Source organism: Ekhidna algicida (assembly GCF_051379705.1).
GTDB lineage: Bacteria > Bacteroidota > Bacteroidia > Cytophagales > Cyclobacteriaceae > Ekhidna.
Map to the genome: position 1 here is coordinate 1,793,184 of NZ_CP179868.1, position 23,604 is coordinate 1,816,787.

The 23,604-nt window shown below is 39.8% G+C and carries 24 protein-coding genes and 2 tRNA genes; 14 read left to right on the forward strand and 12 right to left on the reverse strand.

The window, feature by feature from the left end:
* Positions 1-2: 2 nt before the first annotated feature.
* Positions 3-1,136, reverse strand: a complete 1,134-nt coding sequence (locus tag ACL8WY_RS07810) for a GWxTD domain-containing protein (RefSeq protein WP_436517874.1) — start codon at positions 1,134-1,136, stop codon at positions 3-5.
* Between the two features lie 75 nt (positions 1,137-1,211).
* Between ACL8WY_RS07810 and ACL8WY_RS07815 the strand changes: the two genes are divergently transcribed.
* The 3 genes from ACL8WY_RS07815 to ACL8WY_RS07825 are packed head-to-tail and all read left to right on the forward strand — an operon-like array spanning position 1,212 to position 2,961.
* On the forward strand, positions 1,212-1,982 hold the full coding sequence (locus ACL8WY_RS07815) for a class I SAM-dependent methyltransferase (protein ID WP_436517875.1): 771 nt from the start codon (positions 1,212-1,214) through the stop codon (positions 1,980-1,982).
* A gap of 50 nt (positions 1,983-2,032) precedes the next feature.
* Positions 2,033-2,473, forward strand: a complete 441-nt coding sequence (locus tag ACL8WY_RS07820; RefSeq protein ID WP_436517876.1) for a Dps family protein — start codon at positions 2,033-2,035, stop codon at positions 2,471-2,473.
* Positions 2,470-2,961: a C40 family peptidase gene (locus ACL8WY_RS07825; RefSeq protein WP_436517877.1), complete on the forward strand. Its 492-nt coding sequence runs from the start codon at positions 2,470-2,472 to the stop codon at positions 2,959-2,961. Before ACL8WY_RS07820 ends, ACL8WY_RS07825 begins: the two co-directional genes overlap by 4 nt.
* A gap of 385 nt (positions 2,962-3,346) precedes the next feature.
* Here ACL8WY_RS07825 and ACL8WY_RS07830 read toward each other — a convergent pair.
* Both ACL8WY_RS07830 and ACL8WY_RS07835 read right to left on the reverse strand, forming a co-directional pair.
* Positions 3,347-3,420 (reverse strand) — tRNA-Ala (locus tag ACL8WY_RS07830).
* Positions 3,421-3,446: 26 nt separating this feature from the next.
* On the reverse strand, positions 3,447-3,845 hold the full coding sequence (locus ACL8WY_RS07835; protein ID WP_436517878.1) for an acyl-CoA thioesterase: 399 nt from the start codon (positions 3,843-3,845) through the stop codon (positions 3,447-3,449).
* A gap of 24 nt (positions 3,846-3,869) precedes the next feature.
* Between ACL8WY_RS07835 and ACL8WY_RS07840 the strand changes: the two genes are divergently transcribed.
* A complete protein-coding gene (locus tag ACL8WY_RS07840) occupies positions 3,870-4,430 on the forward strand; it encodes a hypothetical protein (RefSeq protein ID WP_436517879.1) in 561 nt (186 codons plus the stop codon).
* 7 nt (positions 4,431-4,437) lie between these two features.
* Here the strand turns inward: ACL8WY_RS07840 and ACL8WY_RS07845 are convergent, their stop codons facing one another.
* The gene (locus ACL8WY_RS07845) at positions 4,438-6,450 is read right to left on the reverse strand and encodes a tetratricopeptide repeat protein (protein ID WP_436517880.1); all 2,013 of its coding nucleotides are present in this window, start codon (positions 6,448-6,450) and stop codon (positions 4,438-4,440) included.
* Between the two features lie 378 nt (positions 6,451-6,828).
* Between ACL8WY_RS07845 and ACL8WY_RS07850 the strand changes: the two genes are divergently transcribed.
* From ACL8WY_RS07850 to ACL8WY_RS07875, 6 genes are all read left to right on the forward strand, one after another.
* Complete coding sequence (locus ACL8WY_RS07850; protein ID WP_436517881.1) at positions 6,829-7,305, forward strand: DUF6702 family protein; 477 nt, start codon at positions 6,829-6,831, stop codon at positions 7,303-7,305.
* Positions 7,306-7,315: 10 nt separating this feature from the next.
* A complete protein-coding gene (locus ACL8WY_RS07855) occupies positions 7,316-8,905 on the forward strand; it encodes a YHYH protein (protein ID WP_436517882.1) in 1,590 nt (529 codons plus the stop codon).
* A 78-nt stretch (positions 8,906-8,983) separates the two neighbouring features.
* Positions 8,984-9,562, forward strand: coding sequence for a Crp/Fnr family transcriptional regulator (locus ACL8WY_RS07860; protein WP_436517883.1), 579 nt, complete (start codon positions 8,984-8,986; stop codon positions 9,560-9,562).
* Between the two features lie 67 nt (positions 9,563-9,629).
* Entirely contained in the window at positions 9,630-10,190 is a 561-nt protein-coding gene (locus ACL8WY_RS07865) for a DinB family protein (RefSeq protein WP_436517884.1), read from the forward strand.
* Positions 10,191-10,293: 103 nt separating this feature from the next.
* Positions 10,294-11,973 (forward strand): formate--tetrahydrofolate ligase, encoded by a 1,680-nt coding sequence (locus ACL8WY_RS07870; RefSeq protein WP_436517885.1) that lies wholly within the window; start codon positions 10,294-10,296, stop codon positions 11,971-11,973.
* The gene (locus ACL8WY_RS07875; RefSeq protein WP_436517886.1) at positions 11,973-12,593 is read left to right on the forward strand and encodes a hypothetical protein; all 621 of its coding nucleotides are present in this window, start codon (positions 11,973-11,975) and stop codon (positions 12,591-12,593) included. The genes ACL8WY_RS07870 and ACL8WY_RS07875 overlap by 1 nt, the downstream gene beginning before the upstream one ends.
* A 53-nt stretch (positions 12,594-12,646) precedes the next feature.
* Here ACL8WY_RS07875 and ACL8WY_RS07880 read toward each other — a convergent pair whose 3' ends face one another.
* Positions 12,647-13,951 (reverse strand): hypothetical protein, encoded by a 1,305-nt coding sequence (locus ACL8WY_RS07880; RefSeq protein WP_436517887.1) that lies wholly within the window; start codon positions 13,949-13,951, stop codon positions 12,647-12,649.
* Positions 13,952-13,975: 24 nt separating this feature from the next.
* Positions 13,976-14,503: a YceI family protein gene (locus ACL8WY_RS07885; RefSeq protein ID WP_436517888.1), complete on the reverse strand. Its 528-nt coding sequence runs from the start codon at positions 14,501-14,503 to the stop codon at positions 13,976-13,978.
* 357 nt (positions 14,504-14,860) lie between these two features.
* Here ACL8WY_RS07885 and ACL8WY_RS07890 point away from each other — a divergent pair, with 357 nt between their 5' ends.
* Positions 14,861-15,142, forward strand: coding sequence for a hypothetical protein (locus ACL8WY_RS07890; protein WP_436517889.1), 282 nt, complete (start codon positions 14,861-14,863; stop codon positions 15,140-15,142).
* Here ACL8WY_RS07890 and amaB read toward each other — a convergent pair.
* Positions 15,139-16,677: an L-piperidine-6-carboxylate dehydrogenase gene (gene amaB / locus ACL8WY_RS07895; protein WP_436517890.1), complete on the reverse strand. Its 1,539-nt coding sequence runs from the start codon at positions 16,675-16,677 to the stop codon at positions 15,139-15,141. The genes ACL8WY_RS07890 and amaB overlap by 4 nt on opposite strands.
* An 83-nt stretch (positions 16,678-16,760) precedes the next feature.
* Between amaB and ACL8WY_RS07900 the strand changes: the two genes are divergently transcribed.
* Entirely contained in the window at positions 16,761-17,354 is a 594-nt protein-coding gene (locus ACL8WY_RS07900; RefSeq protein WP_436517891.1) for an EF-hand domain-containing protein, read from the forward strand.
* Here ACL8WY_RS07900 and ACL8WY_RS07905 read toward each other — a convergent pair.
* Together ACL8WY_RS07905 and ACL8WY_RS07910 are read right to left on the reverse strand one after the other, a co-directional pair.
* A complete protein-coding gene (locus ACL8WY_RS07905) occupies positions 17,351-18,037 on the reverse strand; it encodes a methyltransferase domain-containing protein (protein WP_436517892.1) in 687 nt (228 codons plus the stop codon). The two genes, ACL8WY_RS07900 and ACL8WY_RS07905, sit on opposite strands and share 4 nt — an antisense overlap.
* Entirely contained in the window at positions 18,030-19,127 is a 1,098-nt protein-coding gene (locus ACL8WY_RS07910; RefSeq protein WP_436517893.1) for a type III polyketide synthase, read from the reverse strand. Before ACL8WY_RS07910 ends, ACL8WY_RS07905 begins: the two co-directional genes overlap by 8 nt.
* 54 nt (positions 19,128-19,181) lie before the next feature.
* Between ACL8WY_RS07910 and ACL8WY_RS07915 the strand changes: the two genes are divergently transcribed.
* On the forward strand, positions 19,182-20,042 hold the full coding sequence (locus ACL8WY_RS07915; protein WP_436517894.1) for a UbiA family prenyltransferase: 861 nt from the start codon (positions 19,182-19,184) through the stop codon (positions 20,040-20,042).
* Here ACL8WY_RS07915 and ACL8WY_RS07920 read toward each other — a convergent pair.
* From ACL8WY_RS07920 to ACL8WY_RS07930, 3 genes are all read right to left on the reverse strand, one after another.
* The gene (locus ACL8WY_RS07920; protein WP_436517895.1) at positions 20,039-21,154 is read right to left on the reverse strand and encodes an NAD(P)/FAD-dependent oxidoreductase; all 1,116 of its coding nucleotides are present in this window, start codon (positions 21,152-21,154) and stop codon (positions 20,039-20,041) included. The two genes, ACL8WY_RS07915 and ACL8WY_RS07920, sit on opposite strands and share 4 nt — an antisense overlap.
* Positions 21,155-21,219: 65 nt before the next feature.
* On the reverse strand, positions 21,220-22,686 hold the full coding sequence (locus ACL8WY_RS07925) for a Do family serine endopeptidase (protein ID WP_436517896.1): 1,467 nt from the start codon (positions 22,684-22,686) through the stop codon (positions 21,220-21,222).
* Between the two features lie 144 nt (positions 22,687-22,830).
* The gene (locus ACL8WY_RS07930) at positions 22,831-23,259 is read right to left on the reverse strand and encodes an Hsp20/alpha crystallin family protein (protein ID WP_436517897.1); all 429 of its coding nucleotides are present in this window, start codon (positions 23,257-23,259) and stop codon (positions 22,831-22,833) included.
* 237 nt (positions 23,260-23,496) lie between these two features.
* Here ACL8WY_RS07930 and ACL8WY_RS07935 point away from each other — a divergent pair.
* A tRNA-Asn gene (locus ACL8WY_RS07935) sits at positions 23,497-23,570 on the forward strand.
* Positions 23,571-23,604: the final 34 nt, after the last annotated feature.

Below are 23,604 nucleotides of genomic sequence, written 5' to 3' on the forward strand. Positions count from 1 at the left end.
TATCAACGACGAATAGTCGCTATTTGGGTAAACCACTGCTCCTCAAATTCTTTATTGCGTCGCAGTGCATATGTTTTGGGTGCAAAAAAAGTAGAGATTACCGTGAACTCAAAAGCGGATCCATTATCGTAATACCATTCTTCTGAATTTCCACTTCTGTAAACTTCATCGGGCGACCCAAAGATAATGTACATCATACCTCTATCCGTCTTCCATCCTGGTTTAAAATCTGTAAATAAAATATTGGACTTTTCCACCAAATTATAATACCTGCGAATGGCGTTTCTTGCCCGAGATTTTGTTGAATAAGTATTCATCCAGAAAGAATCAAAAGACTGCTTAGGGCTTCTGGAATTTACTATAGATTTTCTTTCCTGCTCACTTGTCAAATAAAGCATCGCTTCCATCAGTTCACCAAGTTGGCGATACTCCGGAAAGTATGGTGGCACCCTAAGCATAGTAACTCCCTGTGCTGCCATCGAATCTTTAAGAACGTTGTAAAATTTGCTTTCAATAAAGTCTATTTCGCCAGTGAATAAAAACGAAGTATCCATCCGCACTTGAGGTGCCAGAGGTTTCATGTCTGCCATTGGTGGATCAGCTGGTGGAAAATCTTCTGGATATTGGGTGGCCAGCAATGTATCATTCCCCAACCATGTAAACCCTGAACTGTTAATATATTTTTCCAAAATTGGCAGTCCATTTACGTCAACAGGATAGACCGTTGGAAAAGACAGTGATCCTATTTTGATTGGAATATCGTAATAGTAGAAGTTCTCCGGTTTTGAAAACTTCACAACAAGCAAGCCTTCATCTAAAGATGAAAGCTTTATTTTCAACATTACTTCGTTGCCCACGCTCACCAGACTATCAATAGTGGGAGTGACTTCACGATGTGTTTCAGACTCATATCCATCCTGAACTAGAAATTCGTAATCCCAATTGGTAATTGAATCAGAAGCAATACTTAGAAAAATCATGATCCCATCATCCGTTCGAACCACTCGATGTGCCATTTTCACATCAAATTCCAAATCATATTGCCAGGCCACATTGACTCTGGAGAAGTTGATGGCGCTTGAAGAAAAACCGATCAAAAACAGAATTACACCCAATAAAAGATCACGTGTTCTCATAGAAATCCAAATTAGCTTAATAATTGATTTTCTTTGTGCTCTTTAAACAAAAATCGTACGAGATAACCTGATACCATGAGCGTATATACTACAGAAATCGCATCAGATAAAATTCCCTCAGACAATGTGATTCATCAGCGACTCCTGTCTGCATACCATCAAGCCAAGCCCTTCATTACAGGAGACTTGCTAGAGTTGGGGTGTGGTGAAGGTAGAGGTGTTGAGCTTTTGGCACCATTGGCTGATTCCTACATTGGTATTGACAAGATTAAAGCAGTCATTGAGAACCTGGAAAAGCAATATCCTGATTATAAATTTATGAGCGGTGTATTTCCTCCTTTCCCATTTGAGGACGATTCTTTCGATACAATTGTGACCTTTCAGGTAATAGAACACGTGAAGGATGATGAAGGATTTATTAAAGAAATACATCGAGTATTGAAGCCAGGAGGTAAGGCCCTGATCACAACTCCCAATATTAAAATGACTTTGTCTCGCAACCCATGGCATGAGCGAGAGTATACCGGTGATGAATTGACCAGCCTCTGCAAAAGCTATTTTGATAAGGTAGAAATGAAAGGAATAGCGGGAGATGAAAAGGTGCTGGAATATCACGAAAGAAATAGAGCGTCAGTTCAAAAGATCATGCGGTTTGACATCCTTGACCTGCAGCACAAATTACCCGCAAGTATACTTCGAATTCCGTACGATATTCTGAACCGTATGAATAGAAATAAACTGAAAGAAACGGATGATAATTTAGTAAAATCCATCTCTTTCGAAAACTTCAGCTTGATGTCTCAAGCTGAACAAAACCTTGATTTATTCTGTTTACTAACTAAATAACCGATTTATCGGACGAATTAATTATCATTTAATAAGCAAAACAGAATTTTATGTCGACTCAATTAATATCAGAGCTAAATCAATTATTGTCAGATTTTCATGTGTATTATCAAAATACGCGTGGTGCTCACTGGAATATCAAAGGTCCCCGCTTTTTTGAATTACATAACAAATTTGAAGAGCTATACACAGAAGCACTTACCAATATTGACGAAATAGCTGAGCGAATTTTAACCATAGGTGGAAGACCGCATCACGCACTGGAAACGTATTTAGAGCATTCCAACATCAAGTCTGTCAAAGACGTATCCAAGGATGAAATATTGGTTGAAATGATCGTGGATAATCTCAACACACTCATTGGACAGGAAAATAAAGTGAAGGAAATGGCCGTTGAAGCTGGGGACAATGAAACGGAGGACATGATGATAGGTCTTGTGAATGTGCAAGAGAAAACCTTATGGATGTTCAATTCGTGGTTAGATAAGTGAAAAAGAACCACATAAAACATATTAGATACCTGCTAGTGGCTTTGATGCTGGCAGGTATTTTTATTTCGGCTCCTGCCCAACGAAAGAAAAAAAAGCGAAAGCAAAATATTGCTTCCGTTATCTCGAACGGAAGGTCATATATTGGAACTCCCTACAAATGGGGCGGCAGCACCAAGGCTGGAATAGATTGCTCAGGATTAATTCACAATGCGTATAAAACCATTGGAATCAAACTGCCTCGAACAGCCAAAGAGCAATCGAAAACGGGAAAAAAACGAGGCTGGGAAGGTATTAGAGCCGGTGATTTGGTCTATTTCAAATTCAAGAAGAAAGGATCTAAATGGTTTCACAGCGGCATGATCACATACGTGAGTGATGACAAAATACTTTTTATCCATGCTTCTTCATCTCGAGGTGTGGTGGAATCCAATCTTCTTTCAAATTACTATAAGAGCAACGTACGAAATTTTAGAAGAGTAATTAAATGAAAGTTATTCATGAATTTTTGGCACCAAATAGCAGTCATATAATTCATGAAACATCTACTCTCACCACTCATATTCTTTGTAACGGTCTCCACATTTGCTCAAAATCCAGAGAGAATCCCCGGTGAGGAAATAGTACTCGACAGCACCAGTGTGGGACAATAAATAAAAACTTCCAGGATTGAGCGCGACAAAAAATTGGGAAATGTGGAAATTGTTAGTCAAACCTCAAATCATTCATTAGTTGTCGAACTAATTCACAAGAGAAGCGGCGAATATTGGACCGATCATCTGCTGCTAAGGGATCGGAGTGGCGTTCCACACGGTGACCTCTACATTAGAATCACTAAAATTAAGACTGAAAGGAATAAATCAAAGAAGTTAAAAGTGGAGCTAGCCGGTCTCGAACCGGCGACCTCTACACTGCCAGTGTAGCGCTCTAGCCAACTGAGCTATAGCCCCAGAGTCGGCAAATATAATCGTATTGTTCATTTAAAAAGCACCTGAATTTCTTCAGGCACTCGTTTTAGCTTTTGCGTCTTACGCTCGATCAGACACCAATTAGACTTTACCTCTACCAGAAGTTCTTCATCTCTAGAGATTTTTACAATTCGCTCCGAAAAAGGTCCTCGATATCCGCTTACAAAAGTTTGCACCAACAATTCGTCTCCAAAAAAGGCTTGCTTCTTATACTCCACATGGTGTGATCGCACCATCCAGAAGTATTGTGAATCAATCTCTTTACTGATTTCAGATAGCCAATGAGCTCTGGAAATATCGAGCGCCCATTGCATATATATCAGATTGTTCACATGATTATTGAAATCTAGGTGATCTTTGCTAACGATTATTTTTTGGTCAAATAATTGCAACACGAAACAAATCATTGTTTACCAACTTAAAAATTAACTATGAGAAAAATATTAATAACTGCTATGCTGGTTTCGACTCTGGCCACTTTTGGACAAAACGTAACCCTTTCTGACAATCAACTTAGTGCGAATATTTTGCCACTTACTTTATCATACGAGCGGAAAATCGATGAAAATAAATCCTTTACTTTCAGTGGTGGAATTGCAGCAACAGCTTATGCTGAGACTGGATCGAATGGATCTAATTCCTACTTCTTTGCTACGCCATATTTGACCTCCTCAATTAGAAACTATTATTCGCGTAAGAATATCAAAAAGTCAAACCTTAGAAACAACTCAGGAAATTATGTCGCACTCTACTATCAACACCAATTTGAGCCTTTTGGAAGCACGACTGATCCACTGGAACAAGCAGCGAGAAATCAAGTATCCAATGTTTTCGCAATAGGACCAGTATGGGGGTTTGAACGAAATTACGCCAGTGGAATTCATTTAGGCTTAAGTATTGGTGTAGGATATTCTAATGGCGAGTTTCAGAAATCCGGAGAGGTGACTTTCATCGGAGAATTTGAGTTCGGATTTGTGCTATTTTCTAAGTAACACCCTCCTAGGCATATTTCAACATATAATCCCGAAGACTGTCTTCGGGACCCATTTCTAACTTCTTTTTCAGCCGGTTGATTTTGCTTTTCACCGAGCCTAAAGTCAGGTGGGTAACGTTGGCAATTTCCTTGTTAGACATCCCGATCTTTAAATAGGCACTTAGTTTTAAATCTTCGTTGGTCAGTACCGGATTTTCATCCTTGAGTCGATCGAAGAATTGAGGGTGCACGTCCTCAAACTTATGAAGGAAACTGTCCCAGCTGTTGTCAAGTGAATAACTATTCTTAATCGTTTTTCGCATCTCCTTCAATGAAGGTTTCAACTCATCACTCATCCTATTTTCCAGAAACGATATCTTTTGATTCAGGTCATTTAATACGCTATTTTTTTCATGTGAAGCCATCGCCATTGTTGCAAGCTCTCGTTCCTTAGATTGGATTACTTCTTCAGCAGCTTTACTCTCGCGGCTCCTCAGCTCCTTGAGTTTTTCATTTTTTTCAGATAATTGAACATTCGCAGATTTTTTTATTTGATTTCCTCTGTACAATGATATTGAGATAAGTGCAATCAGGACAGATACCGTTACTGCACTCAATTTTATCCAGCGCTCTTGGGCTAATTCCTGCTCATAAGCTAGATCTTTCAATCTCTGTTGCTCTTCTTCAATTGCACGCTCCCTCTCCAGTCGGTTTCTATATTCAATTCGTGCGATTTCAAGTGATTGATCTTCACCAAAAGTCAACTCCTTTTGTTCATTTAATAACTCTAAGTATTTGAGCGCTTCACTTTCATTTCCGAGCTTTTTGTAGGCGCTATATAAAATATCGTATGTTCCTGCCAAGTTGGTAAGTGAAGCTGAGTTATCAATTTTATTAAGTGATTCCTTAGCCAGAGCTATTGCGCCCTGATAATCATTTTGCCTTAAGCTGATTCCCGCTAACCCTTTCAGATTGTTTGCTTCCATACCAAGAAACTTACCAACCGATAACTCAAGCGATAGATTGTAATTTTCTTGTGCTTTAGAATAATTTTCAATTCCTCGGTAATACTGTCCCAGTAAATTATATCCATTCACTAATCCTTTGAGATAGTTCTGTTCTGTATATAATTCAATCGATTTATCAAGATGATACTTGGCAGAATCATGCTGATTTAGCTTGAGTTGAAGTTCTCCTATATCTAAATGAATCCTGGCCAGACCATTTTTGGATCCTTTTCTGGAGTAATAATCAAGTGCCTCTTTTTGTATCTGAATTGCTGATTCATAATCTTTCAACATGGAATAGGTTCGACCAACTCTTCGTTTGGTGGCGACTATTAGCCTTTCATTACCAATGGCTTCAAATACACCTAGGGCCTTTTGAAAAAAGTCCATAGCAGCAATTGGTTCTTTATTGTCAATTTTCAGCATTCCAATGTTCAATTGATTGAATCCGATACCAATTGTGTCATTAGCAAGTATTGCGTACTCTATGCTTTTGTTATGAAAATAAACTGCTGAATCTACTTTCTTGAGCTCCTTATAAATCACCGCCAGATTGTTGTAGTTATAAGAGCCACCCTGTGGTTCATTGTATGTATCATAGATCACCTGACTGACTTTATGTGCACGAATTGCATCTTTAAATTGACCTACTTTCATAAAGGCAATGCCCAAGTCATTGATCGCTCTTGCCAGTTTTAATGATAAAGCACTGTCATACTCATTTTCAGCAAACTGAAGTAAAGGCTCATATGCATCAACAGATTCAGCGTACTGGGATGTACCCAAAAAATAATCACCTAGAGCTTTTTGGTAAACTATGATCTCTACCTCATTTTGGTTATTTAATAATTCTCCCATCCTGTCGATGGAAATTTTCGCAAGTGAGTCTTGGTTTTCATCAAATAGAGAATCCGCCAGATTAGCTGCTTCAAAAAAAGCACTTTCGTTCTGACTTTGCGCAATAGCCATATGAGCAAGCAGACAAGTCAAAATAAAATACGGCACCCGGAGGCTGGCCTTTCCCTTTTTCATAACTGTAAGAGTATCAGGTTCATCGCTTTCTTCAAATTAAAGAAAAAGGTTGTGCTAACCTTTTGCTACCCCAAAATATTTTAAGCGCTTGCGCAAGTAACTCATATTTAAAGCATCTAATTTGACAATTAGAGTATCTCGTGGTAGTGATACTAAGGCGGGCATCCTTCCGGATGCATAGAGCGGTTCTTAATTGAACCGCTTTTTTTCCTTCTATAAGGCAAAAATATAAAGTGTAAATAACATAGAAGATAGTATGTAGATAGTACTAAATGCAGAGCGCTTCGGGTGTGAATTTAACGACTCGTGGTGGAGTCACTTTTTTTCTGCGCAAGGTTTTCATTTCCAATAGCATCTAAGCAATACAACAGATACAAAATGAAAAAAATCATTGGCTTTTTGATTCTACTATCTGCCCATTTTAGTTATTGTCACGATATCCGAATGGCCGTTTTTGAGATCTATGATGGACCCTCAGGCATTGAAATGCAAATCTCTGCTGATCGCCACAACTTCATTCAAACGCTTAAAGCCGAATTCTCGGATTCCTTTTGTGAAGAAATGTTAGGACAAATCACTACGGAGTATTTGCAAAGCAGACTAGCCATAGAAATTGATGGAAACTGCACCACTTTTGAAGTATTCGGAATTGAATATTCTGATGAGAACATCTTTATAAAAGGCACTCTCAATCTGAATCTTAAAACCATCCAAGAGGTCAAAATGATCAATACATTCATGATCGATATCATTAAAGGTCATGATAACATAATGAAATTAAAACTGAATGATCGTTCACGCTCCTTCAGACTCAATAGCAAGCGCACTTCAACGGTTGCTTTTTATAAAGATTAAAACAATGACCATGAAAAAGAATATCCTATTACTACTCGTTGGCTCTACCGTCCTTTCACTATTATCTGGTTGTGGAGGCGACTCTGAAGATGATGTCACCGATGAATTTTCTGCGACTGTAACAGTTTCTGCATCTTCAGCATCGGTGGCAGAATCCGCAGGTACTGCAAACTTCATCGTATCCTTAAGCACTCAAAATACTTCGGGCAGTTCGATCACCATTCCATTTTCTTTAAGTGGCACGGCTACAGAAAATGGTGACTTTGAAGTGAGTGAAACCTCGGCTGTCATTGCAAGCGACGCAACTTCGGCTACTATTCAAATTAGCATCACCGATGATACTGAAGACGAGCAGGATGAAACCATCATTATCACATTGGGCAGTCTCCCTTCCTCAATAACTGCGGGTAGCAGTACTGATGCTACTATCACAATTACAGATAATGACGAAAGTGGGGGAACAGACACTGATATTACGGTATCCTTTGGATCTGCTACAGGAAGTTCTATTGGCATTGACAACTGGACAGATACAGGAGCTGACAGTTACATTGTTCTGATCAATAGCGAAAACTCATTTGAAGACTTCACCTCAAACAGCAGCGATCTTGCGAGCTCTACATATATTGGATATGGTCAGCAAGTAGTTTACAATGGCAGCTCTCCCTCGTCTCTATCAGTCTCATTGCTGGAATACAGCTCTGAGTACTTTTTCAAAGTAGTGCCTGTTGCAGACGGAGTATTTGATAATAGCCAAGAAGCAAGTAGTCAAACAACTGATGTGTGTATCACTTCAAGTACCACTGAAGGTCAGGTTTGTTTTGAGATTTCATCTGATTCAAGAACCATCATTTCCAACCAACTAGCCAATCATACAGTCGGCACTTTTCCAAATGGAGTTCCAACCGCTATTGAAGTCACCAGAGAGCTGGATTTGACTCCTACATACACAAATCAGGCTATTTACGTTTATGACGAAACAGGACCACCAACACCCTCAAATGAAAATTTTTGGCAATTCGGGATGGCCACCAATGGTGTAGAATTTCACCCGATGGGACTCAAGCCTTGGGAAAATCCAGACTCAGGTGAGGAAAACTGGGAGTGGCAGGCGAAAGTGACTGAAGAAGGAGAAACAGGGTTAGATGCCTACGGCGCTCATGTGACCACTCAGGGGAATTATCACTATCATGGTGATATCGTTGGACTTGCTGACGATGAAGACGGCTCTCGACACTCATTAATTTATGGTTTTGCTGCAGATGGATTCCCTATTTATTACAAGTACGGATACTCCGATCCAGATGATCCAACAAGTACAATCGTCGAGCTGGAATCAAGCTATCAACTAAAAAGTGGTGCACGAACGGGTACCGGAATAGCAGGCGAAGATTATCCGGATGGCAACCATGACGGAACATATATTCAAGATTTCGAATATGTCCAAGGTTTGGGAGATTTGGACGAATGCAATGGACGCACAGGTGTTACTCCTGAATATCCAGACGGCACATACTATTATGTGATAACTGCTGGATTTCCAGTGACTCCAAATTGTTTCTTTGGTACACCAGCCGATGATTGGAAAATTGGTCAGTAAGAAATAAGACCAATTACTCGCATCTTCATAAAGCGGCTCTACTGAGTCGCTTTTTTATTTCCTTGCTAAATTAACAGCATGGATAAAAGGAGCCTATTTGACACAAACTTTGGAAGATATATTTCAATCTCTGATGAGGCTTACTCATTCCTTGATGAGCACTTTCTGGAGATGGAATATCCGCAAAAATCCTACTTGGTAGAAGGAGGAAGCGTAGCAAAGTACTTCTGCTTTGCCTTATCGGGTGTGCAAGCAGGTTATCTCATAAACAGCAAAGGAGAAAAAGTAATCTTTGGATTTTCCTATGAAGGCTCGCCATCCGGAATTTACGACTCCTTCATCACGCAAACACCATCAAATTATTTCATGGAGGCGCTCACGCCTTCCAGGCTAATTGCCATTAATAAGGAGCGCTATGATCAGCTTTTTCACCGATTTCCTGAGTTTTACAGATGGAGGACACATTTTATGGAGGCCATCCTTTTTGGGAGAGGTAGCAGGGAAGTAGAAATGCTGACACTTTCCGCCAAAGAACGATTTGATGCATTCATAAAGCGGTGTCCAGACGAACTTCTTCAGATTCCACAGAAATATTTGGCAAGCTATCTAAATATGAAACCTGAAACATTTAGCCGGCTCAGGGCACTACGCGATTAATTGATCTACATCAATTTTTTTACTAAATCTTAAGCTGATTTTTGTCTTAATAAAACTCAAAAGAATCATGGAAGTAAATTTCGAACAAATCTTGCAACAGTCTAATAAGATTAAAAATTACATAAAGGCTGATGTTGCTGAACTGCCTGATAAGAAACTTAATTGGAAGCCAAATGAGAAAAAATGGTCTGCTTTAGAAGTCGTCAGTCATTTGAACAGAGTCTATGAAATATACCTGGACAATTTCGAGTCAGCCATCTCAGGCGCACCTGACTTACCGATTGATGAAACGCTGGATTATCAATCGACTCTACTAGGTAGAATCTCGATCTATATAATGAAACCAAGAGGGAGAAAACGAAGATTTAAAATGAAAACTTTCGATTTCTTCAATCCAATATCTGAACCTGAAAATAAGCATGCTACGATCGATCTCTTCCTTAAAAACAAGGCTACTTTTAATGATTTGATCAAGCAAGCACGCAACAAGAATTTAAAAAACATCAAGATGCCAACAGCGCTTGGTGAGAAAATGAAATTCTATGTTCCTGAGTGTTTTCGATTCATTCTTGCTCATGAAGAACGGCACATTGTGCAGATAGCGAGTATATTAGAGGAAATGGAATAGGATTAGGATGTTGCCTATTTAATGATGATTGGCAGTTATACCTCTGCTATTTATCAGAATTTTGATTGCACATCTATCCTATTTTGCGTCAAAATATTCATATATGAGCAACGAAAACCCTGACCTCAAAATCGCTCAGGCGGCTACCCTAGAACCCATCGATCAAATTGCTAAAAAACTTGGCCTTAACAATGGTGAGATTGAGCAGTATGGCAAATACAAAGCGAAAATCCCTTTGTCATATATTGATGAAGCGAGTGTCAAGAAAAACAAAATGATACTTGTCACGGCGATTACGCCAACACCCGCTGGTGAAGGTAAAACGACCGTCTCAGTAGGATTATCCGATGGCCTCAATCGAATTGGAAAACGTGCTGTGGCTGTATTGAGAGAACCTTCACTTGGTCCCGTGTTTGGCATAAAAGGTGGAGCTACAGGTGGTGGTTATTCACAACTCATCCCTATGGAGGACATAAACCTCCATTTCAATGGAGACTTTGCGGCAGTAGAAAAAGCTAACAACTTATTATCAGCTCTTATTAACAACAACATCTATGGCCGCTCAAGAAACCTTGGTATAGACCCAAGAACGGTGAAATGGCGATGGGCTATGGATATGAATGATCGGTCACTTAGGCACATCATTACAGGTTTAGGCGGCAAGCAAGGTGGGTTTCTGCAAGAGTCCGGATTCAATATCACAGCTGCTTCAGAAATTATGGCCATTTTATGCCTTGCAAAGGACTTAGCCGACTTAAAAGAGCGAATGGGCAATATCTATGTTGGAGACACCTTCTCAGGAGAAGCAATTTTTGCGAAAGATCTGAATGCGCATGGAGCCATGGCTGCTTTGCTGAAAGATGCCATCAAACCAAACCTGGTTCAGACGCTGGAAGGCAATCCCGCGATCATTCATGGTGGCCCATTTGCCAATATCGCGCAAGGAACTAATTCATTAGTGGCCACAAAAGTTGGTCTTTCCTTAGCTGAATATGTGGTCACAGAGGCAGGTTTTGGTGCTGATCTTGGAGCTGAAAAATTCTTCAATATCAAGTGTAGAGCAGGAGAAATTAGCCCAAGTGCTGTAGTCCTTGTAGCGACAGTGAGAGCATTGAAGTACCATGGTGGTGTAAAAAAAGATAACCTGAAAGAGCCAAATGCTAATGCTGTAATGGATGGTCTCGACAACCTTGAAAAGCACATTGAAAACATCAAGTCTTTTGGTGTGCCGGTGGTTGTAGCCATCAATAAATTTGTGGCAGATACACAGGAAGAAATGCAATGCATAATCGATCGTTGCAACGAACTAAATGTTGAAATTGCTTATTCAGATGGATGGAAAAATGGTGGAAAGGGCATGGAAGAACTCGCCCACAAAGTCACGGCAGCTGCCGACAGCTGTAATTCGGATTTTATTCCGACATACCAGCTAAAGGATTCATTGAAGCAAAAAATTGAATCCATTGCTGAGCGAATCTACGGTGCAAAAAATGTGGTGTACAGCGCTAATGCGAACTCAATTTTGAAACGAGCAGACGCTCTTGGGTTTTCAGATTTTCCTGTTTGCGTGGCAAAAACTCAAAACTCATTCTCAGATGATGCCTCCTCGTATGGTCGTCCAACCAATTTTACCTTGAATGTTAGGGAAGTAGAAATTGCGGCAGGAGCTGGATTTATTATTCCTATTACAGGCAAAATGCTTCGAATGCCGGGATTGCCTGTTTTACCTGCGGCTGAAAATATTGACATAGATGAAAATGGAAATATCACAGGACTCTTCTAATGATGAGAGGTAAAGGACTTTTGTTCTCTTTGATGTTTGTATTAGTTGCACTGATTTCCAGTGCTCAAAATGGTAGTGCCAATTATCATCAGGTAAAAATCACGTCTAGCAACATTGCCATCCATGGGAAGACAAACATCAATAAGTTTCAATGCAAGATGGTCCAGCCAGCATTGAATGACTCAATTGTAGTTAGTAACATATGGTCAAATCAAAAGCTTGAGTTTAAAGGCCTCATTCTGAAGTATCGAGTAGACCAATTTGAATGTGGAATAGGTGCGATGAATAATGATTTTCAGGAACTTCTAAAAGCTGATGAAGAGCCTCACTTATACCTTCAACTAAATTCAATCTCGTTGCGTCCCAACAATAATGCATTTGAAGAACTGGATGTGGATGCTGAAGTAGAAATTTTATTAGCTGGGGTGAGAAAGAAAGTCATGATATCGGGTGGTAAAGTACTGAACCATTCCTCAGCACAATTAACGCTGAAAGGAGACAAGGCGTTACTGATTACCGACTTCAACATAGAGCCTCCCACGAAGATGTTTGGAATGATTAAGGTCACCGATGATATTTCAATTCAATTTGAAATAAGTATGAAAGTATCTGCCTTTTAAAAGAAAAAGCCGCTCAAAAATTTGAGCGGCCTATCCATTTAGTTTGAACTAATCTAGAAACCAATTGTAGCCTCTATTACGATTCCGTCAAACTCAGCTCCCTGAAGTTTAGATCCTATGAATCCATCACCTTCATATTTACTTGTCACATATTCTGTTTTCATCAATACATTGGTGGTCATAAACCATCCAAATCCCAAGTTGGTACGTTTTATATCACGAGTCGCTGCTCCATCAGCTGCTTCTCCAGATAAAGAGTTGTACCTACCTCCTACGTATAGCTGATCTCTTCCACCAAAGCGATAAATAAGTTCAGCACCTATCTGACTGTAACTTCCACCTGTGTCTGCACCATTGCTAGTCTTCTCATATACACCGAAGAACTCGACGCCTTGATATTTCACAAAAGGGTTGAACATAAATGCTGTATGGTACGCAAATCCAGGGTTCCATCTTGGCTCAAAATCATTTGGCCCTCTTCCAATACTTCCATCAGAAACTGTGTGGAGCACACTGTAGTACCTTGCTCCGGCTCTATCACCTCCATATAAGTAATCTCTGGTACCATCGTCGCTACTGCTATAGAAAGATCCAGTAAGCCTCAATCTCAAATCATCATTCATTTGCTTGTCATAACCAAGCTTGCCGTAGAACACTCGACCATCATCACCCGGCTCCGGTTCTTGATTTAATCGTCCGTTGGTAATACCAATCACGCCAATTATTCCATTGTTTTGAATGGTTACTTCAAGAAAAGGCTCTGTAGTGAACGCATCCATAATATAGTTACCTACAAAAGGATTATATATTGCTCTGGCATTATCGGATCTGCGGAAATGTGTATCTCCATAGTTGATCTCATCCATCCCTACACGGATAGTAGCCATGTCCATTAGCCCACTCAAAAACCCATCATTTACAAAGTTTAAATTGTCCATTTGCAAGTAACCTCCTTTAACATAAGCTTCAGGGTGATGTCTAGATGATAGGTAAGTGCGCAAGTGCATTCTTAGTCCATCTTCAAGTTGCACGTCAAAATTTAAGTTTGCTGTTGGTAAGGTCATATTGTTATCTAGATCTACGAAATCCAGAGGAACAGTATTTCCGCCATTGTCTGTACCTGTCAATCCGCTTGCATTCGATTGTGAAATCGCCTGGAATTGCATGGCAAAGTCACCGCCAACACGGAGTTTTAATCCGTTATATAAAACTGTGTCTTCCTTACTTGTTTCGAAGACATTCAAGCCTCTCATGTCATTATACCTATAGTATTGAATAGAAGGCAACTGAGCGTAGACTGATATAGTCCCGAATAGCATTACACCAGCTACGATCGATTTAAAAAATGGAATTTTCATAATTCAGGTTGTTTAATGAATAAATTATTTGTCTAAAAAAATGTCATAGTGTATTATCACTTCATCACCCGTTTTAAGCGTGCCAAACATGGCCGTGGGTGGTTGTATTTTAAAATCCGTCATCTTCAATGGCACCTGACCTTGAAGCTGCATCTCATTATCTTTCTTAGTAATCTCCGCATCCAGCTCAATCATCCTTGACTCACCTCCGATTTCAAGCGTGCCTTGACCATAGATTCTATCATCCATGATTTGTAGAGATTCCGATGTAAATTTTATTTTCGGATAGTCATCCGCTTGTACCGCATCATAGGCTTTGCCATCCATAATGGACTTACCACTTTTCATGGATTTTGCTATGATCGTCACTTCCAGATTTTGAACTTCGGTGTCTGTCATAACTCCCTGAACATCGAATTCATCCACAGTCATTTCCCAATCATGCAGCGATGATGTTCCTGTGATTCGCATAGAACTTTTTTCGGCATTCAGGTTGATTTGTCCGGCACTGAAAAAACCAGTCAGTACCCCGATTATCAGTAGGTATTTCATCACTTATAGTTTTGTTTTCAAGGGCTAAATTAGATGTGGACTCCCTAGAAAGGTATGATCTAAGGCATCCAATTATATGATGTTTAGCACCATGTTGAATGAGATTTGCTAGCTAAAAAGATGACGAATGATTGTCCTAAAAAAGCGCTGAAAGAAAAGAGTGAAAAGGCTAATCGTATACAAAAACAAATCCTGTATTTAGGATTGAAATTCCATGCGATGGATTATAATTATCAAGCAGTCAGAGAAGTATCAAAATTCAATTTTTGCCACCGATTACGGCATGCTTAGACTGAGCTCGCCACTTGCGACGGAACAGTAAATTTGAAGTATATTAAAATCTATAAATGACTAATTATGGGTGGATTTGGTGTAATGGACCATATGGTCAAGTCATACCGCAACAATCGACAACTTCTGCGTGGTGGGAAGAAATCCATGAAAAAAATCTATCAGGAGAATAACTATTTCTATATCAAGAAGAAGTTGTCTGAGAAAACAAAAGATTACGATCCTGAACAGAAGCGCATTTTTCTTCAAAAATTTCACTCGAAACAAAAAAAGGTCCGCACACGGCAGACCTTCCTTTTTATATTCATTTTCACCCTACTGGGGGTGATGATTTTCTGGCTTTTCTAAAGCTCAAACTTGATTCCCTGAGCCAATGGTAGCTCTGTAGAATAGTTAATGGTGTTAGTCTGACGCCTCATGTACGCTTTCCAGGCATCCGATCCAGACTCTCGTCCACCACCTGTTTCTTTCTCGCCTCCAAATGCACCACCAATCTCAGCACCAGAAGTACCGATGTTTACATTGGCGATTCCACAATCAGATCCTGCTTGTGATAGGAACAATTCAGATTCCCTGATATTGGTTGTCATTATTGCAGACGATAATCCTTGTGGTACAGCATTCTGTATCTCTATGGCTTCCTCAATGGAGGAATATTTAATCAAATACAAGATTGGAGCAAATGTCTCATTACATACGATTTCGTAATCAGCCTGTGCTTCATAGATCGCAGGCTTCACATAGCATCCAGACTCATATCCCGCTCCTGAAAGCACTTCACCTTCTACCACAGTTTTTCCTCCTTCTGCTTTTACTTTTTCAATCGCCGCTTGGTACATTTCTACAGCATCTGTGTCAATTAATGGTCCAACATGATTTTTCTCATCTAATGGATCGCCAATTCTCAACTGCCCATAGGCTTTGACCAGTCGTTGCTTCATTTCTTCATACTGACTCTCATGGATGATCAATCTTCTGGTAGAAGTACATCTCTGTCCGGCTGTGCCAACGGCTCCAAACACGGCTCCAGGGATTACAATATTTAAATCCGCATGTTCTGAGATGATGATCGCATTGTTTCCGCCAAGCTCCAGGATATGCTTGCCTAAGCGCGCTCCTACGACTTCACCTACTGCCTTTCCCATTCTGGTTGATCCTGTAGCGGAAATCAATGGCACACGTGTATCAGCAGCTAATCTTTTGCCAATCTCAGCGTCTCCAATTACTAAACCACAAACTCCAGGATGAACACCATTTTTCTTGAATACGCGCTGAGCTATTTTCTGACATGCGATTGCAGATATCGGAGCTTTCTCAGACGGTTTCCAAACACACACATCTCCACAAACCCAAGCGAGTGCAGCATTCCACGACCAAACAGCTACGGGAAAGTTAAATGCTGAAATAATTCCTACTATTCCTAGTGGATGCCATTGCTCATACATTCTGTGAGATGGACGCTCAGAATGCATGGTCAATCCATAAAGTTGACGAGAAAGACCTACTGCAAAATCGCAGATATCGATCATTTCTTGCACTTCACCCAAGCCTTCTTGTAGGGATTTACCCATTTCATAGGATACCAACGAACCGAGCTCTTGCTTATATTCTCGTAGCTCATTGCCTAACTGACGCACAACCTCGCCTCTTTGAGGTGCAGGAATTTGCCTCCATTCTTTAAATGCTGCCTGGGCTTCCGCTATCACTTGATCATAGGCTTGATCATCGGCCAATGTCACATTTGCTATCTCTTTACCATTTACTGGTGAATATGAGGTTAGTTTAGCTCCAGAAGAATTTAACCAATTGTGGCCTATAGCAGCTCCTTTGTTGTCTGCATCTACTTCAAGTCGCTTTAAAATCGTTTGAATATCCTGAGTCATGTTGTCTAGTTATTAAGAATTGGGCGCAAAGCTACGAAATGCTCGCAAGGGTGGAAATATTTTTGTAAATTGAGGATATAAAAATGGGGAGCTTGACCACCAAAGAGCCAAATAGCCCTCTATTCGTGTTTTCTGAAACTCAAAAAAGAAAGGTTCATCATCTTTTTAATGTTCTGGATATCGACAGGAATGGGCAACTTCAACCCAACGACTTTGTAAATGTTGGCAAGAAGATCGTTGTGCAGTTAAAACTCAACGAGAACTCAAGAAGCGCCCGAATGATCCTGTTAAAATCACATCGTCTTTTTGTTCAGTTACTCACAGATTTGCATAATCCTGAGCTTAGCCTCACACTATGGGATTGGATTGCATTCTTTAGAGATCAATTGGAATCTGGAGATGATTCGATCCTTAACCATTACATCCACCGAACTTCAAGGCATATTTTTGACCTGTTCGACATGAACCGGGATCGCCTGATATCCAAGGAAGAATATGCCAACATGCTTACGATTTACAATATTTCTCATAAAATGGCGATTCAGGGTTTTGATGAACTAGATACGAACGGCGACTGCTATATCTCGGCCGATGAAATGGTGAATGGTTTAGATAATTTCTTCAAGTCTGAAGATGAAAATGCCAAAGGCAACCTCATTTTTGGTGAATGGCGCTAAAAGATAAGCTTCCAACGAAAAGCCCATTTCCATCTTAGCTGGTACTTACTAATTCCAGCATCTCTCAGAATCGACATCAGTTCTTTTCTCCTAAATCCTCGTGCTACGGATATAGAAGCATCATTTTTTACCATAGTCGACCTGGAGAACAATGAAGTAAGTAACAGAATACTCCAATAGGCCAATGGATGCCGATGCAAATCATTAATAATTACGCCTAAACGAGCTTGAGATCTAAATTGCTTGAATAGTGCGACTAATTCCTGAGAGTTAAAGTGATGAACGAATAAGCAACAATGAATAATATCAAATCGCTGTTGTTTAAATTCTTCACTAAAAATATTGATAGATTGATAGGTTATCTCAGGGTATTTTTTTGTATTTCCATTGGCGTATTCAACTATGTTTGGATTTGCATCAACACCAATAAATGTAGATTGTAATCCTTTCTTTCGGCCCCATTTTGCCATCTCAGCCATGATATCTCCTCCTCCACAACCTAAATCAGCCAAGACCAGATGGTCATTTTTTTCAGCAAATTTTTTATAGGCTGAAATGCTTATTTGATTTCCTCCCAGGCGCTTGTTGATTGTGTTCAGCTCTTTAAGCGTTTGTGCTATAACCGGACCCGAGATATTAAGGTCATCCATGATTTCGATCTCTTCCGATCGGTTCTTAAGCATGAATGTGGGTTTTTAATACGGCACTTTCGAGTGTAAGACCGGGACCGAATGCAAAACTCAAAAGATGCTTTTGATCGTCTTTGACAGTCAGTTCATCCAAGATTGATTTGATCACAAATAGCACTGTAGGTGATGACATATTGCCGTGTGTTCTCAAAATCTTCCGTGCATTGCTGTTCTGCTCTTTGGTGATTTGAAGCTTATCTTCAATCACGTCAAGAATTCTTTTTCCTCCGGGGTGAATAGCAAAAAAGTCTATGTCTGAAATTTCTAATTCAATTTTCTTCAGCAACCGATTGGTAAGTTCACCAATTCCGTCTTTGATCACATCAGGAACTTTGCTCGAAAGGTGCATTTCGAAACCATGATCTCCAATATACCAACCCATTTCATCACGAGCATCCAAGGCAAGGTCACTATAGAAGTCCTTTATTTCAAGCGAGTTTTTTGAAGGCTCTGAGGAAACAACCATCGCAGCAGCTCCGTCACCAAAAATGGCATTCGCTAATAAGTTTTCGTCATCGGTCTTTTGCTGCAAATGGATACTGCACAATTCCACGCACACAATCAGCACCTTAGCTTCTGTGTTTGCTTTGATGATATTTTGGGCCACTTTCATGGCGTTGAACGCTGCATAGCATCCCATAAAATTTATGGATGTTCTCTCTGTAGATGTATTCAGCCCAAGTTGATCTACCAATTCAATATCTAAACCAGGTGCATACATACCCGTACAGCTTACAGCGATTAAGTGCGATATGTTTTCTTTATCGAAGCTTGATGCTTCTATTACCTGGCTGCATGCAACTTTTGCCAATTTGATGGCATGATCCTGATAAATAAGCATTCTGGGTTTAGCAGATGGAAAAATAGCATCTTCCTTAAAGAAACTTTGTCCATTGAGATTTTCACCAAAGTCTCTCAAAACTGAATAACGTTGTTTTATCCCACTTGCACGATACAGGACACGAAGCTTTTTTTCCTCCCTTCTATCCAACTGCAGGTGGCTGACCATGAAATCAGCAATCTGATTTTGATCTGTCAAGTTTGGCGGAAGAGCCGTTCCGATATGATTAATGAATGCGGGCATATGCTACTAGTTCATTAATATTAACCAACTTTTGGCCCAGAAGATTAATTACTTTTGAAAAAATCTACACTACTTCATCTACGCATTCCATTTTCATTCTTCCTTTTGCCGGTGTTTTTACTGGCTGTGAGTGTTTCTGAGGACATTAATCGCGTAAATTTATTACTTGCATTTTTTATTCTTCACTTTCTTATTTATCCGGCGAGCAACGGATTTAATTCCTACTTCGACAAAGATGAGGGCAGTATTGGTGGCTTAAAACATCCACCTAAAGTGAGCAAGGAATTATATTATGTTTCACTATGCATGGATGCGATAGGCCTGATCTTAGCTTGGCTTATTTCGGTTGAGTTCATGCTAATGATTTTCATTTACGGTGCTATTTCGAAAGCATATAGTCATCCCAGCATTCGCCTAAAAAAGCTCCCAGTTATCGGGTGGTTGGCTGCTGGAATCTTTCAAGGATATTTCACCTTCCTACTAAGCTATATAGCTATCAATGGCATCTCCTTATCGGAATCATTGATCTGGAGCATCCAATTTCCGGGGATTTTGAGCACCCTACTACTATTAGGCTCATATCCTATGACCCAGATATACCAACACGAGGAAGATGCCAGTAGAGGCGATATTACCATTAGTCAGAAGTTGGGCATTTTAGGAACGTTTCATTTTACGGCAATTTCCTTTGCGCTCTCCAGCACCGGATTTTTCTTCTTTTTTATGAATCAATTTTCACTCGAAATTGCATTGGTATTTGGTGCTGCCATGTCTCCGGTACTTGTATTTTTTGGATGGTGGTATTTGCAAGTCAGGAAGGATAGAGCTAAAGCAAATTTCACTTCGACTATGCGTTTGAATTTTATTTCTTCTCTTATGCTAAATGCCTACTTTACCTATTTGTGGCTCAGCTAAAATGGGCTGCCATGGGTTTGCTTCATAAGGTATGAGGCAAATGGCCGAAATCTTTTTCCCAGAGATATGGCGGAAGTGGAGACCATTTTAGAACCAAATAGTTTTTGAATCTTTCTGCCTGCCCACAGTCGACGAGCAAATAGACTATTCCATTCAGATGTGTAAGTATATTCTAGTTCAGCCCTGTTTAAATCACCATTTAAATATCCGGTGACTAATTCACTCAATACTTTGGAAGAATGTATGGCCATTGCCATCCCATTTCCGCACAGTGGCGTAATCATCCCAGCCGAATCTCCAGACATCAGCATATGCTGAAAAATTGGCTCTTTCTTTTCAAATGTGATCTCGTTGATCACTTCAGGCTTTTCAAATAACTTTTCTGAATGACTCAAAACCCTTTTGAGATGTGGATTTTGACTCAGCAACTCTTCCTCCATTACAGGAATGGAGCCGTATTTCTTAAGGTTTGATCTGTGAGACAAATAGCAAATATTAAACATGTCGTTTTCTACTCGACTTATTCCACAATATCCCTTAGAAAAATTGTGAAGTGCTATCTCATCGTCTGCGACTTCACTGGTCTTGATATGATATTTTACTCCGATATAGGGTGAGCGTTCTTCTATAAAGGCTCGGTTCATTTGCTTGTCCAGCACGCTTCTCTTACCGAATGCGCCAATGACAATTTTAGCACGATTCTGAACGTCAGATTTAGTTGTTATCGTGAATTCATCTCCATCAAATTCAGTCTTAACCACTCGATCATGTATCATTTCAACGCCTTCGTTTCTGGCCTTTTCAGCTAACCACTTATCAAACTGATATCTACTAATGCCAAATCCACCTAAGTCAAGTGGCATACGCAGACTATTACCGGAAATAGACGTCAATTGAAACTGAGTGATTTCTGCTGGGTTGAGTTCCTCTGGATATAAGCTATTCTTCTGAAGAAATGGAATTACTTCATTGGATATATATTCTCCACAAACTCTATGAAAAGGATATTTCTTCTCTTCAAATAGCGATACACTAAAGCCCTCACGTCTGAGCAGAATGGCATTTACTAAGCCAGCTAAACCCCCACCAATTACAATCACATCTTTCACCATTCGAAAATATGGAATAAAAAAAGCCCGTCTTAATAGACGAGCTTACTTTTTTTTGAATTGTATTTTTAAAGTCCCAATCCGTAATGAGCCTTACTCCCGTCCGGGTAAACTCCTTCAATGAGAATACCGTCTGTTCGGGTGCGACTAAAATAATTTTCAAGATCTCTGATATTTCTGATCTTCTCATTGTCAATACCTGTAATGATAAACCCTTCTTTCATCCGCACATCTTTCCACTTACCGTCACCCAATTCTGTGATCTGAACTCCTCCGTCAATTTCCAAGTGATCTTTAAGGCTATCTGAAATATCGGCAAAAGTTGCTCCTTCAATTTCAAATTCAGAGGCTAACTCAATGACTTCCAATGTTCCTTCCTCATTTCTCAATTTCGCTACCACGACTTTTTCTCTTCCATCTCGAATAAACTTCACCTCAACCTCATCTCCCGGTCGCTTCACAGCCACTTGCTCCTGAAGCTGTGCGACGCTGTTCACTGGTTTTTCGTCAATCGCTATGATGACATCTCCTCGCTCTATTCCTGCTCGATCCGCAGCTTTCCCTTGAATGACACCATTGACATAAATTCCTTTCAATACGTTCAGGTCATTTTGCTCTGCTACTTGAGCATTCACGTCGTATATGGTTATTCCTAAGAGCGCTCGTTGAACCTTCCCATATTCGATTAAATCGCTCACCACTTTCTTGACCAATGAAACCGGAACCGCAAAAGAATATCCGGCAAATGCTCCTGATGGAGAAGCAATGGCGGTATTTATACCTACCAGCTCACCTCGAAGATTTACTAACGCGCCTCCACTATTTCCAGGATTTACAGCTGCATCAGTCTGTATAAAAGATTCAATCTTATAATCGCCATTCAGAATATTGATATTTCTTCCTTTGGCACTTATGATTCCGGCCGTCACTGTAGATCTAAATTCATAAGGGTTGCCTATAGCCAATACCCACTCACCTATATTGATCTGATCGGAATCTCCATATCGTATAGCGACCAAATTTTCTTCATCAATTTTTAGAACTGCAATGTCTGTATTCTTATCTACGCCTACGACTTTAGCCTGGTAGCTTCTGTTGTCATTTAATACAATTTCTATTTCATCGGCATTTTCAACAACGTGGTTGTTTGTTACAATGAAACCATCTGGCGAAATAACTACTCCGGAACCAGCACCTCTAGATTCGCCTCCCCTTCGCTCGTAGCGCTCCCCGAAATAATCCTTAAAAAAATCATTGAATGGACTATTGGCTCGCATTCCATTTCTGTATGTTGTCCGAATATGTACCACAGAACTTGTGGCATTTTTCGCTGCGAAAACAAAGTTAAGTCCATCAGGAACGATGAAATCTGAAGAGTCAAAAACATAGTTTGTAAGACTGACTGGATTTGTTTGATCAGCATTAGGTTGGATAATTGTTTCTCTAGGTGAAATAACTGAAAACCCTATCACTGCGACAATCCCACCGAATAGTGATGAAAACATCATCGCTAGAATTAAACTTCTTTTGCTCATATTCAATTATTTTTTTTGCTAATTGTTATACCGTAAAAGTGCCCATATGGTTTTATTATTTCGAAGAATGGGGAATGACATTAACCATTCTTAACAAAAAAGGGCGCTCGCAAAGCGAACACCCTAAATCACCTACTCAAAACACTACTTAACTGCTATTTGCTTTTTTGTAGCTTTCTTCTCATCCTTCGGTAAAGTGACGGTCAAAATCCCATCTTGATAAGAAGCATCTACATTGTCTTTATTGATGACGTCCGGCAAGTAGAAAGTTCTGTTGAAAGAACCATAGTAGCTTTCTACACTGTGGAAGTTTTTCTCTTTCTTTTCGTTTTCAAACTTCCTTTCACCACTTATCGTAATTTGATCGTCATTCAGGTCGATGTTGAAATCGCCTTTTTTCATTCCAGGTACATGAAGCTGAATTTCAAATTCTTTTTCAGATTCAGCTATATCCACCTTAGGTGAAAAAGTAGGTACTGAACCACCGACAAAATCATCGTTAAAAAATCTGTCTACGAAACTTTTAAAGTTCGCAGGTCTGTAATCGTTTGTGTTGTACTTTATAAGTCCCATCTTCTTAAGATTTTAAGTTTTAAAATTTAATTTTTGATTACCAAGTGATCGAATTCTGTACCAACTCAAAAAAATGATCATTTCCATGTCATTATGTCTTAAATATTCATTTTGAATAAAAATAACATGACATAATGTCTCTTTTTGAATTAAAAGGGAGGATTAAAAAAATTTTGATTGCGTGCATTGAGAATTGCGAAATGGATGTTTACATTTGCACTCCTTTTTAGGAAATCTTCTCCCTTAGCTCAGCTGGTTAGAGCATCTGACTGTTAATCAGAGGGTCCTTGGTTCGAGCCCAAGAGGGAGAGCATAAAGTCAGGCAGTTACGTTTTAGTGACTGCC

Excerpts from the sequence above, each read along its gene's own strand:
- ACL8WY_RS07900 (WP_436517891.1), top strand. The coding sequence starts at position 16,761 with ATGGGGAGCTTGACCACCAAAGAGCCAAATAGCCCTCTATTCGTGTTT.
- ACL8WY_RS07845 (WP_436517880.1), bottom strand. The coding sequence starts at position 6,450 with ATGAAAAAGGGAAAGGCCAGCCTCCGGGTGCCGTATTTTATTTTGACT.
- ACL8WY_RS07865 (WP_436517884.1), top strand. The coding sequence starts at position 9,630 with ATGGAAGTAAATTTCGAACAAATCTTGCAACAGTCTAATAAGATTAAA.
- ACL8WY_RS07855 (WP_436517882.1), top strand. The coding sequence starts at position 7,316 with ATGAAAAAGAATATCCTATTACTACTCGTTGGCTCTACCGTCCTTTCA.
- ACL8WY_RS07840 (WP_436517879.1), top strand. The coding sequence starts at position 3,870 with ATGAGAAAAATATTAATAACTGCTATGCTGGTTTCGACTCTGGCCACT.
- ACL8WY_RS07880 (WP_436517887.1), bottom strand. The coding sequence starts at position 13,951 with ATGAAAATTCCATTTTTTAAATCGATCGTAGCTGGTGTAATGCTATTC.
- ACL8WY_RS07860 (WP_436517883.1), top strand. The coding sequence starts at position 8,984 with ATGGATAAAAGGAGCCTATTTGACACAAACTTTGGAAGATATATTTCA.
- ACL8WY_RS07870 (WP_436517885.1), top strand. The coding sequence starts at position 10,294 with ATGAGCAACGAAAACCCTGACCTCAAAATCGCTCAGGCGGCTACCCTA.
- ACL8WY_RS07875 (WP_436517886.1), top strand. The coding sequence starts at position 11,973 with ATGATGAGAGGTAAAGGACTTTTGTTCTCTTTGATGTTTGTATTAGTT.
- ACL8WY_RS07925 (WP_436517896.1), bottom strand. The coding sequence starts at position 22,686 with ATGAGCAAAAGAAGTTTAATTCTAGCGATGATGTTTTCATCACTATTC.
- amaB (WP_436517890.1), bottom strand. The coding sequence starts at position 16,677 with ATGACTCAGGATATTCAAACGATTTTAAAGCGACTTGAAGTAGATGCA.
- ACL8WY_RS07835 (WP_436517878.1), bottom strand. The coding sequence starts at position 3,845 with ATGATTTGTTTCGTGTTGCAATTATTTGACCAAAAAATAATCGTTAGC.
- ACL8WY_RS07910 (WP_436517893.1), bottom strand. The coding sequence starts at position 19,127 with ATGCCCGCATTCATTAATCATATCGGAACGGCTCTTCCGCCAAACTTG.
- ACL8WY_RS07885 (WP_436517888.1), bottom strand. The coding sequence starts at position 14,503 with ATGAAATACCTACTGATAATCGGGGTACTGACTGGTTTTTTCAGTGCC.
- ACL8WY_RS07890 (WP_436517889.1), top strand. The coding sequence starts at position 14,861 with ATGGGTGGATTTGGTGTAATGGACCATATGGTCAAGTCATACCGCAAC.
- ACL8WY_RS07920 (WP_436517895.1), bottom strand. The coding sequence starts at position 21,154 with ATGGTGAAAGATGTGATTGTAATTGGTGGGGGTTTAGCTGGCTTAGTA.
- ACL8WY_RS07810 (WP_436517874.1), bottom strand. The coding sequence starts at position 1,136 with ATGAGAACACGTGATCTTTTATTGGGTGTAATTCTGTTTTTGATCGGT.
- ACL8WY_RS07930 (WP_436517897.1), bottom strand. The coding sequence starts at position 23,259 with ATGGGACTTATAAAGTACAACACAAACGATTACAGACCTGCGAACTTT.
- ACL8WY_RS07850 (WP_436517881.1), top strand. The coding sequence starts at position 6,829 with ATGAAAAAAATCATTGGCTTTTTGATTCTACTATCTGCCCATTTTAGT.
- ACL8WY_RS07905 (WP_436517892.1), bottom strand. The coding sequence starts at position 18,037 with ATGCTTAAGAACCGATCGGAAGAGATCGAAATCATGGATGACCTTAAT.
- ACL8WY_RS07815 (WP_436517875.1), top strand. The coding sequence starts at position 1,212 with ATGAGCGTATATACTACAGAAATCGCATCAGATAAAATTCCCTCAGAC.
- ACL8WY_RS07820 (WP_436517876.1), top strand. The coding sequence starts at position 2,033 with ATGTCGACTCAATTAATATCAGAGCTAAATCAATTATTGTCAGATTTT.